Origin of the sequence: Hydrotalea flava (assembly GCF_001623405.1) — a bacterium.
In the GTDB taxonomy this organism is placed as follows: domain Bacteria; phylum Bacteroidota; class Bacteroidia; order Chitinophagales; family Chitinophagaceae; genus Hydrotalea; species Hydrotalea flava.
Genome location: NZ_LUHG01000110.1, coordinates 17,369 through 27,790 on the forward strand (window position 1 = coordinate 17,369; position 10,422 = coordinate 27,790).

Sequence of the window (10,422 nt, forward strand, 5' to 3'; positions counted from 1 at the left end):
ATGTAAGTTTTTTCAAGCCATGCTATGATGCCTGATTAAAGTGGTTGCGATCCATTTCAAAACTAACACTTACAGAACCTTTAAAATCAGGTATGGGTGGATTTAACTTTTTAATAGAAATTACAACTCGCTCTGCCATTGCAAATTCAGATAAAATATCCGTTGCAATGTCCAATGCAATAGCTTCTAATAAGGGTGTGGCTTTTTCCATTCTATGTTGCACTATTTTAAATAATGCAACATAGTTAATGGTATCATGAATACTTTGAAATGAAGCCGGTCTGGATGCATTATAATCAACCCTAAGGTTTACTTCAAACTCGTTTCCAGTTATCTTTTCTTCTTTGTATAAACCGTGGTATGCCCAGAAAACCACATTATTCAGGTAAATTGACAGCATATTTTATGTTTAAACAAGGCCTTTTGCACTTAAATAACGCTCTGCATCCAATGCAGCCATGCAACCTGAACCTGCAGCTGTAACTGCCTGGCGATAATTTTTATCCTGCACATCACCTGCGGCAAATACGCCTTCCAAATTAGTTTTGGTAGTACCGGGAATGGTTTGAATATAGCCTGTTTCATCCATATGAATCCAGGGTTTAAAAATGTCACTGTTCGGCTGGTGACCAATTGCAACAAAAAAACCATGGATGGGAACAGTTTCTGTTGTATTGTTAATACGGTTTTTAATACGAACGGCTTCTACTTTTTTATCGCCTAATATCTCGTCTGTCTCACTATTCCAGTAAATTTTGATATTAGTGGTATTCAAAACTCTTTCCTGCATTATTTTGCTGGCACGCATCTGATCTCTGCGTACAATCATGTGTACGGTTGTGCAAAGTTTAGATAAATACAATGCTTCTTCGGCTGCTGTATCGCCCGCACCTACAATAGCTACTTCTTTACCTTTGAAGAAAAATCCATCACAAACTGCGCAGGCACTTACGCCGTATCCATTTAAGCGTTGTTCGCTTTCCAAACCCAACCATTTTGCAGAGGCACCGGTTGAAATGATAACTGCATCAGCTTCTATCAGTTTTTCATCATCAATCCATACTTTATAAGGTTGTAGACCAAAATCAACTTTGGTGGCAATACCATAACGAATTTCGGCACCCATTCTGGTGGCTTGTTTTTCAAAATCAATCATCATATCCGGCCCCTGTACACCATTCGGATACCCCGGATAGTTTTCAACTTCTGTAGTAATGGTTAACTGACCTCCTGGTTGTATGCCCTGATATAAAACGGGTTTCATATTTGCCCTTGCTGCATAAATGGCAGCAGTATAACCGGCTGGACCTGATCCTATTATTAATACATGAACTTTTTCTGATTGTGCGTTATCCATACTTAAAAAATTTTTGCAAAGTTAAGGAATGATAGTGTTGAAATGTGAGAGCAGAGAAATGTTAACCAATAAAAAACCCCTGCAAGGTAACAGGGGAGTTTTTTTAATACGCTATGAGAGATTAACCGAGGTATGCTTTTAATGCATTGCTATACCTGGCTTTTTGTAAACGTTTAATCGCTCTTTCTTTAATTTGCCGGATGCGTTCTTTGGTAAGATCGTATTTCTGGCCAATTTGTTCAATAGTTACACCATTTTCACCATCTAAACCAAAGTAAGCGTTTACAATTTCAGCCTCACGTGGACTGAGTGATTTTAATACCCTTCTGATTTCTTCTCTTAAAGAATCTTTCATCACATCATCATCGGTATCATCACTACCCTCCAGTAAATCGCCCATTGCTACATCTTCAGCTTCATGAACCGGTGCATCTAACGAAGTATGACGAGTGTTGCTTTGGAAAATGTTGTTGATTTCAGTTTCACTCATTTCCAAAATTTCACTCAGCTCTTCGGTGGAAGGTTCGCGTTCATGCTCTTGTTCAAAAGCCATATAAGCCTTATTGGCTTTATTGTATGTGCCAATTTTGTTTTGAGGCAAGCGGACTAATCTGCCCTGCTCTGCCAATGCCTGTAGTATCGATTGGCGAATCCACCACACAGCATAAGAAATAAATTTGAAACCTTTTGTTTCATCAAAGCGTTGCGCCGCTTTTATTAAGCCGAGGTTACCCTCGTTAATCAAATCGCTAAGTGATAGGCCTTGGTGCTGGTACTGCTTAGCTACAGATACCACAAAACGTAAATTGGCCTGCACCAATTTGTCGAGCGCTCTCTGATTACCCATTTTAATTTTCTGGGCCAGTGTTGTTTCCTCTTCGGGAGTGATCATTGGAATTTTAGAAATTTCCTGCAGATACTTTTCTACGGCCTGAGAATCTCTGTTGGTAATCTGGGTTGCAATTTTGAGCTGCCTCATAGTATGATAGTTACAATTTATTTACTAACGACATATAGACGCTAAAAGTTGCATTTTGGTTGCAATAGTAGCGTTAAAGTTATCCTCATAAATTTCAAAAGTGTGCAAATTTACGTTAAAACATCTTATTGAACGAATGTTTTCTGAAAAAAATGCTTTTTTAAAAAAAATTAAATCTCCCTACCCAATAACAAAATTTATCTGAACCCATTTATCTTCGCAATTCTATGCCATCTATTATTGATTTTCGCTCAGATACGGTTACCCGGCCTACTCCCGCTATGTTAGAAGCCATGTTTTCGGCCAAAGTTGGAGATGATGTGTTTGGAGAAGACCCTTCCATTAACGAACTTGAACAAAAAGCAGCAGCCCTTTTTGGTATGGAAGCCGGATTATTTTGCCCCAGTGGCACCATGACCAACCAAATTGCCATTAAAGTACACACCCAACCCGGTGATGAGGTAATATGTGATGCATTATCGCACATTTACTTGTATGAAGGGGGCGGAATTGCATTTAATAGCGGTGCTTCTGTTCGGTTATTACAGGGAAACAGAGGAAGAATAACAGCGCAACAGGTTGCCGATGCCATTAATCCCAATGATGTGCATAAACCAGTCAGTACGCTGGTAAGTCTTGAAAATACCAGCAACAGAGGCGGTGGAGCCTGTTACTCAGTAGAGGAAATTATCGCTATAAAACGGATTTGTGAATCCAATCATCTTAAACTTCATTTAGATGGAGCACGTTTGTTGAATGCTTTGGTGGCTACCAATGAAGCACCCACTACCTATGGTATGCTATTCGATTCCATCTCTATTTGCCTAAGCAAAGGTTTAGGAACACCGGTGGGTAGTGTTTTATTAGGAACCAATGCTTTCATTCAAAAAGCAAGACGAGTAAGAAAAGCTTTTGGTGGCGGAATGCGTCAGGCCGGCTATCTGGCTGCTGCGGGAATTTATGCACTTGACCATCATGTGAAAAGACTGGCTCAGGATCACGAACATGCCCAGGCTATTGCCACTTGCCTGCAGAGGAAAGATTTCGTTGGGCAAATAATGCCGGTTGAAACCAATATCATCATTTTTGAAGTAAAAGGCCGGTTTACACCAAAGGCATTTGCTGAAATAATGGAAAAACACCATATTAAAGTAATGGCCATTTCGCCAACGCAGGTTAGAATGGTATTGCATTTAGATATCCATCCATCCATGGTACAATTAACTATGGATGTTATCAATTCATTGTAATCGAAGAGAATCAATATTGCTGAATAAAATTTAACCGTTATGTTACCTAAAATAAACCCTACCAATACCCAAGCCTGGTTCTTGCTTAAAAAACATCACGATGAAGAAATGAATCGTAGGCATATGCGTGATTTATTTACGGCAGATAAGGAAAGGTTTGAAAAATTTTCAATCCGTTTTCAAGATATTTTATTTGACTATTCTAAAAACATCATCAACCAAAAAACACAGCAACTATTGCTGCAACTCGCAGAAGAATGCCATTTGAAAGAAGCCATTCATGCCATGTTTGCCGGGTTAAAAATTAATGAAACAGAACATCGGTCTGTTTTACATACTGCCCTTCGTAACTTTTCTGATACACCGATTTTGGTGGATGGGAAAGATGTAATGCCTTTAGTAAGAAAGGTATTGAACCACATGAAAACTTTCTGTCAACAAATACATAGTGGTGACTGGAAAGGTTATTCTGGCAAAAAAATTAAATATATTGTCAATATAGGCATTGGAGGCAGCGATTTAGGTCCGGTGATGGTAACGGAAGCATTAAAGCCTTATTGGATAGAGGGTATTCAAGCCTATTTTGTAAGTAATGTAGATGCTACCCAGCTGGTAGAAATTTTGAAAAATGTAACACCCGATGAAACCCTGTTTTTAATTGCATCTAAAACGTTCACTACACAGGAAACCATGACCAATGCTCATTCGGCAAGAGATTGGTTTTTACAACATGCAAAAGATGAAGCGCATGTAGCCAAACATTTTGTGGCTTTAAGTACCAATGAAAAAGAAGTAATGCAATTCGGCATTGATAAAGCCAATATGTTTGAATTTTGGGATTGGGTAGGCGGTCGATATTCTTTATGGAGCGCAATTGGATTATCGATTGCCCTTACTGTTGGTTATGAAAATTTTGAACAATTATTAAAAGGTGCTTTTGCAGTAGATGAGCATTTTAAAACAGAAAAATTCGAAAAGAATATTCCTGTTATCATGGCTTTGCTAGGTATTTGGTATACCAATTTTTTTGGTTCGCAAAGCGAAGCAATATTACCATATGATCAATACATGCATCGGTTTCCGGCATATTTTCAGCAAGGCAATATGGAAAGCAATGGTAAGAGTGTAGACAGAATGGGCAATCCTGTGAATTATGCTACCGGCCCTGTAATTTGGGGTGAACCAGGCACCAATGGTCAGCATGCTTTTTACCAGCTCATTCACCAGGGTACCCCGCTTATTCCCTGCGATTTTATTGCACCGGCCATTAGCCATAACCCTTTGGGCGATCATCATACAAAACTGCTTTCGAACTTTTTTGCCCAAACCGAAGCTTTAATGAATGGTAAAACCGAAGCTGAAGTGAAAGAAGAACTGATGAAAGTAATGCCCAATGAAGATGAAGTTAAAAAGTTAGTGCCTTTTAAAGTTTTTGCCGGAAATAAGCCCACCAATTCGTTCTTATTGAAAGAAATTACACCTTACTCATTAGGAAGTTTAATTGCTTTATATGAACATAAAATTTTTGTGCAGGGGGTAATCTGGAATATTTTCAGTTTTGACCAATGGGGCGTTGAATTGGGCAAACAGTTGGCAGGAAAAATTTTACCGGAGTTAAAAGATGACAAACCGGTTGCTTCACATGATTCCTCTACCAATGCATTAATTAACCTCTTTAAACAAATGAGAAAATAACAAATGCAGGACATTACAATTCGTTTTATTCAGCCAAAAGATAATGTTGCACTTGCAAAAATTATTAGAAGTGCTTTAGAAGAGTTTAATGCCAATAAACCCGGAACGGTTTATTTTGATAATAGTACCGATCATTTATATGAATTGTTTACTGCCAATAAAAATGCAGTTTATTTTGTTGCAGAAAGTAATGGTGAAATATTAGGAGGTGCAGGTATTTATCCAACGGATGGATTACCTGAAGGTGTTTGTGAATTAGTGAAAATGTATTTACATAAAAATGCCAGAGGTAAAGGTACAGGTCGTTTTTTGATTGGCACCTGTTTGCAGAAGGCAAAGGGAATGGGTTACCGTCAGGTATATTTAGAAACCATGCCTGAGTTAAGCAAAGCAGTTTCAGTGTATGAAAAATTTGGCTTTCGGTATTTAGATGCTGCAATGGGGGCATCCGGCCATACGGATTGTACTATCTGGATGCTGAAAGATTTATAATTTTGGCTGTTTTTGTGATATTGCCGGTTTATCTTTTTCCTGTTCTGCCTGCTTTTCAACAACGGGCACCAAATCAGACAGTTCTATATTCATGGGTAAAAGTCCAACCTGAACAATGGCTCTTTTTCCCCTGATTTCTTTAACCGTTCCTACCTGATAATTTTTTTTCAGTTTTACCAATATGCCTTCAGAAATGTTGGTTTCAATTTCTTTATACTGGTGGGTTATTTTTTTTACTTGTTTGGTTTGTGCTACTTCGTTTTTATGAAATAACAAATGTTTCAAATTGCGGATTACCTCATTTTTATCTTCTGCTTTTTTATAGTCAAACACAATCTGCTTTAACTTGCGTTCCATGTTTTTGAGATATTCTAATTTCTCTTCCGAAAGTTTGTTTTGGTGTTTCAATAACTCAATTTGTTGCCGGTGTTTTTCTCTGTTAATGGTGGTTTCCAATTCTTTTTTGAGTACAGCATTTTCTTTCATCAATTGTTTCAATTCATTTTTTTCTGAATGTAATTGCTGTAAATGCTGCTCGGTATTGTTGAGCAGTTTATCTAATTTAAAATGTTGTTGATCAACCAATTTTCTTGCCCTGTTTATTAAAGCAGCAGGCAAACCAATTCTTTCTGCAATTGAAAAGGTGTAAGAACTTCCGGGTTTTCCTATCATTAACTGATACAGTGGTTGCAATTTTTTTTCATCAAATGCCATTGCACCATTGATGATGCCCGGTGTTTTATTCCCCATTATTTTTAAATTCAGATAATGGGTAGTTACAATTCCAATAGCATGTTTGCGGCAAAGCTCTTCCATAATTACCTCAGCAAATGCACCACCTAAATTGGGATCACTGCCGCTGCCCAATTCATCAATAAAAAATAAAGTACGCCCATTCCCCATCTCAATAAAATACTTCATGTGCATTAAATGCGATGAATAGGTACTCAGTTCAAACTCAATACTTTGTGTGTCACCTATATGAATAAATAATTGTTTAAAAATGCCGATTTGTGAATGCGGATGTACCGGAACCAATAATCCGCTTTGAACCATCAGTTGTATCAGACCAACGGTTTTCATGGTTACCGTTTTTCCGCCGGCGTTGGGCCCGCTGATAATCAAAATTCTGTTTTCATCATTCAATTGTATAGAAACCGGTATGGTGTTTTTTTTATTTTTTTGATTGTTTAAAAACAAAATAGGATGATAGGCTGCTTTCAAATCCAGCATTGATTTGTCAACAATATCGGGCATTTCAGCCTTCATATCAATGGCTAATAATGCTTTCGCCCTGATAAAATCGAACATTCCAATCAGTTGCAGATAATTGGTAAGCAATGGTGCATAAATGCTAAGTTTTGCTGTTAAAGCTTTTAAGATACGTTGTACCTCTGCCCGCTCATCATTTTCTAAACTGTATACTTCATTGTTTAATTCAATGGTTTCTTCGGGCTCAATAAAGGTAGTTTTTCTGCTGTCACTTTCGCCGTGTAAAATGCCTTTTATTTGGCGCTTATGTTCTGAAAATATAGCCACTACCCTTCTGCCACTGCTAAAACTTTCTTCAATATCAGCCGTATATCCTGCTTTTGATAGTTTTTGCAGCACTTTATCAAACACTCTTCGCAATTCGTTTCTTTTTTTATATAATCGTAGCCGAATACTTTGTAAATCATCGCTGGCATTGTCTTTTACGTTACCTGCATCATCTAAAATTTCATCAATATATTCAATGATGTTTTTTTCAAAATAGCTTTGTTCAATTACTTTCGCCAAACCCGGATAAGCTACTCTTCGTTCTGTATCGAACCAGCGAAAAACAGATTGTATATTTTGAGCCAGCAGTTTAATTTGTATCAATTCTTCTCCCGATAAAGTAGCCCCACTAATCCCCAATAATTTTATTTCCCTTTGCAAATTGGCCGTACAATCAATTGGGAAATACTGATTTTGCTGCAACATCAACTTAAATTCACAGACCTGTTGCAGTTCTAACACAATAAAATCTTTTTTTGTATGAATACGCAATGCTGCTGCTTTTTGGCTGGCATAGGCTGTTTTGCAATAATGAACCAGCAATTGCTGTATTGCCTCAAACTCTAATTGAAATGCTGCTGAATCGGGATATAATCGCATAGTATTGGAAAACAAATAGTATAAAGCAAAGTTAATTAGGTAGTGTATACAATGTGAAGCACTATTTTTTGAATACTTTGAGCAAAAATTTTCTGTCTTACAGGGTTATAAACATCTCTTGCAAACAATTCTTCGTAAATACTGTTTTAAAAATGAATTAATTTGATTATGCATTACAAGAAATATATATTCAGTTGTTTTTTCTTTTCCTGCTATCTGCTATCTTGCGCACAGCCGGTAGAAAAAAATAAAACCGTAAATCCACAACATAATATGGATAATAAACAAATACCAACCGGTATAATAACCGATACCGCTTATTTTGGGGAAGGTTGTTTTTGGTGTACCGAAGCTTTTTTTCAACGATTAAAAGGGGTATATGAAGTTAATAGTGGTTACGGTGGAGGCCATGTAGCCAACCCAACCTATGAACAAGTATGTGATAAAAATACAGGCCATGTGGAATTGGCTCAAATTATTTATGACCCTAATGAGGTTTCTTTTGATGAATTATTAGAAGTTTTTTGGAAAACCCACGATCCCACAACTTTAAATCAACAGGGTGCAGATGTTGGCCCACAATACAGAAGCGTGATTTTTTATACCAATGAAATGCAACGTGAAAAAGCAGAACAATACAAAGCTGCTTTAGATAAAAGTGGTGCATTTAATAAACCGATTGTTACTGCAATTGAGCCCTTTAAAAATTTTTACAGAGCAGAACAGTATCATCAGAACTATTATAACAATAATGATGATGCAGCTTATTGTCGTTTTGTAATCAGACCCAAGTTGGAAAAATTTGAAAAAGTATTTAAAAACAAATTAAAAAAAGGGGTTGAATAGTTGCATTGCTGTGAGCGCAAAGTTTTTAGAATTGCTTTAAGGTAGTATTCTGGTACTTCTTAATTCCAACAAATTCAATGCATTGGGCATAAAACCGGCTACGTTATTTTGTACAAGATGTATCACCATATCATAAAATAGTGGTACTACTGGCGCATCATCTATTACCATTTGATCCATTCGCCGGTATAACTGATAACGTACTGAATCATTCACAGTGGCTATTGCCTTTGTGTATAATGTATCGAATAATTTATTTTTATAACGGGTATAATTGGGCGGTGCGGGATTGTTTCCATAAAATACCGCCATGTAATTTTCTGCATCCGGGTAATCGGCCATCCAGCTTCCTCTAAAAAATAATGCTTTTGATAATGCTGTTTGTTCCAATAATACACTTTTCTGAACCACTTCAACCTGGATGTTAATGGCTGCTTCTTCACATTGCTTTGCAACAAAACTGGCAAGGTCTGCATAAGTTGGAATGGTGAGCAATTTGATTGCGGGAAAATCTTTGCCTGCAAAGCCCGCTTCGCTTATCAATTGCCTCGCTTTTTCAGGTTGGTAAGTGTAGCCATGCACAAAATCAGTATTATTGGAAGGCAACCCTTTGGGGCAAAACCCTGCATTGGCAGCATAACCAATGGAGTTGCGCAAATAGAGCATCATTTGTTCTTTGTTAATAGCATAATTAATGGCTTGTCTTATTTTTTTAAATCGCAGGGGCGATTGTTTTACCAGTGGATTGGTGGTATCCATTAAAATCCCTAAATATTCTGTATTGAGATAAGGATGTTTTTGCAGTTGCATTTTACCCTCCCATTCTTTTCTCAATGTACCTGATTTGGTTAATACTTCATCTTTAAATGCAGGATCTATATCGTTGATAAATGAAAGGGGGCCCTGTCTGAATTGTAAAAATTCGGTAGCCTTGTTCTGATAAAAACTGATTTTAACAGCATCTAAGTACGGTAATGCCTTTCCGTTTGCATCTTTCTCCCAATAATGTGGATGCTTATGAAGTACCAAAGCCACCCCTTCCTGCCATAAAAACAATTGAAACGGTCCGGTACCACAGGGATTTCTTCCAAAGTTTTTACCCTCATGCAATACCACATCTTTTGGCACAATACTGCAATACTGCATGGTTAAAATTTCCAAAATTGGATGAAATGGATGTGTTAAAGTAAGCTGAAAGGTACTATCGTTCAATGCCATAAATGGATGTTCATCTGCCACATGTCCATTAAATATCCATGCACCACTGCTGGCAGTATTTTTATCAATAATTCTATTGAAACTAAATGCTACATCATCGGCTGTACACAAACGTCCTTTTCCGCCCGGGAAAACCGGATTGTCTTGAAAATAAACGTCAGTTCGTAAATGAAAGGTATATACCAAACCGTTGGTACTTATTTCCCAACTTTTGGCAACAGATGGTTTTACATGCAGATTGCTATCTAATTCAACCAATGTATTGTATAACTGATGTACTGCCCAGATAATGGATTGGTTTTTGGAAAATGCAGGATCTAAAGTGGCTATTCCGGTACTTTCATTGTATTCAAAAACCTGTTGATTGGTTAAATGTGCTGTATTGCATGACAATAGGAAAATACATAGAGCAATCCAACATACAAATCTGCACTTTGTGAAACCGT

At 37.3% G+C, this 10,422-nt stretch carries 9 protein-coding genes; 4 read left to right on the forward strand and 5 right to left on the reverse strand.

The features are described from left to right. Window positions 1-22 precede the first annotated feature (22 nt). From folB to A0F92_RS14740, 3 genes are all read right to left on the reverse strand, one after another. Complete coding sequence (gene folB, locus A0F92_RS14730) at window positions 23-400, reverse strand: dihydroneopterin aldolase (protein ID WP_068247964.1); 378 nt, start codon at window positions 398-400, stop codon at window positions 23-25. 9 nt (window positions 401-409) lie between these two features. Continuing rightward, entirely contained in the window at window positions 410-1,357 is a 948-nt protein-coding gene (gene trxB, locus A0F92_RS14735; protein ID WP_068247966.1) for a thioredoxin-disulfide reductase, read from the reverse strand. Window positions 1,358-1,478: 121 nt separating this feature from the next. Further along, window positions 1,479-2,336, reverse strand: a complete 858-nt coding sequence (locus A0F92_RS14740; protein ID WP_068247969.1) for a sigma-70 family RNA polymerase sigma factor — start codon at window positions 2,334-2,336, stop codon at window positions 1,479-1,481. A 227-nt stretch (window positions 2,337-2,563) separates the two neighbouring features. Between A0F92_RS14740 and A0F92_RS14745 the strand changes: the two genes are divergently transcribed. Genes A0F92_RS14745 through A0F92_RS14755 form a run of 3 tightly spaced genes read left to right on the forward strand, consistent with a single transcriptional unit; the run spans window position 2,564 to window position 5,773 of the window. After that, window positions 2,564-3,586: a threonine aldolase family protein gene (locus tag A0F92_RS14745; RefSeq protein WP_068247972.1), complete on the forward strand. Its 1,023-nt coding sequence runs from the start codon at window positions 2,564-2,566 to the stop codon at window positions 3,584-3,586. A 39-nt stretch (window positions 3,587-3,625) separates the two neighbouring features. Next, window positions 3,626-5,281 (forward strand): glucose-6-phosphate isomerase, encoded by a 1,656-nt coding sequence (gene pgi / locus A0F92_RS14750; protein WP_068247975.1) that lies wholly within the window; start codon window positions 3,626-3,628, stop codon window positions 5,279-5,281. Window positions 5,282-5,284: 3 nt separating this feature from the next. Beyond that, entirely contained in the window at window positions 5,285-5,773 is a 489-nt protein-coding gene (locus A0F92_RS14755; protein WP_068247978.1) for a GNAT family N-acetyltransferase, read from the forward strand. On the opposite strand, the gene A0F92_RS14760 is transcribed toward A0F92_RS14755, so the two are convergent. Further along, window positions 5,768-7,912: an endonuclease MutS2 gene (locus A0F92_RS14760; RefSeq protein WP_068247981.1), complete on the reverse strand. Its 2,145-nt coding sequence runs from the start codon at window positions 7,910-7,912 to the stop codon at window positions 5,768-5,770. The genes A0F92_RS14755 and A0F92_RS14760 overlap by 6 nt on opposite strands. Before the next feature lie 168 nt (window positions 7,913-8,080). Here A0F92_RS14760 and msrA point away from each other — a divergent pair, with 168 nt between their 5' ends. Next, on the forward strand, window positions 8,081-8,758 hold the full coding sequence (gene msrA / locus A0F92_RS14765) for a peptide-methionine (S)-S-oxide reductase MsrA (RefSeq protein ID WP_253810515.1): 678 nt from the start codon (window positions 8,081-8,083) through the stop codon (window positions 8,756-8,758). A 36-nt stretch (window positions 8,759-8,794) separates the two neighbouring features. Here the strand turns inward: msrA and A0F92_RS14770 are convergent, their stop codons facing one another. Beyond that, the gene (locus A0F92_RS14770; RefSeq protein ID WP_253810517.1) at window positions 8,795-10,369 is read right to left on the reverse strand and encodes an ABC transporter substrate-binding protein; all 1,575 of its coding nucleotides are present in this window, start codon (window positions 10,367-10,369) and stop codon (window positions 8,795-8,797) included. Window positions 10,370-10,422: the final 53 nt, after the last annotated feature.

Coding starts and splice junctions, on each gene's coding strand:
- msrA (WP_253810515.1), top strand. CDS start 8,081: ATGCATTACAAGAAATATATATTCAGTTGTTTTTTCTTTTCCTGCTAT.
- A0F92_RS14760 (WP_068247981.1), bottom strand. CDS start 7,912: ATGCGATTATATCCCGATTCAGCAGCATTTCAATTAGAGTTTGAGGCA.
- folB (WP_068247964.1), bottom strand. CDS start 400: ATGCTGTCAATTTACCTGAATAATGTGGTTTTCTGGGCATACCACGGT.
- A0F92_RS14745 (WP_068247972.1), top strand. CDS start 2,564: ATGCCATCTATTATTGATTTTCGCTCAGATACGGTTACCCGGCCTACT.
- pgi (WP_068247975.1), top strand. CDS start 3,626: ATGTTACCTAAAATAAACCCTACCAATACCCAAGCCTGGTTCTTGCTT.
- trxB (WP_068247966.1), bottom strand. CDS start 1,357: ATGGATAACGCACAATCAGAAAAAGTTCATGTATTAATAATAGGATCA.
- A0F92_RS14740 (WP_068247969.1), bottom strand. CDS start 2,336: ATGAGGCAGCTCAAAATTGCAACCCAGATTACCAACAGAGATTCTCAG.
- A0F92_RS14755 (WP_068247978.1), top strand. CDS start 5,285: ATGCAGGACATTACAATTCGTTTTATTCAGCCAAAAGATAATGTTGCA.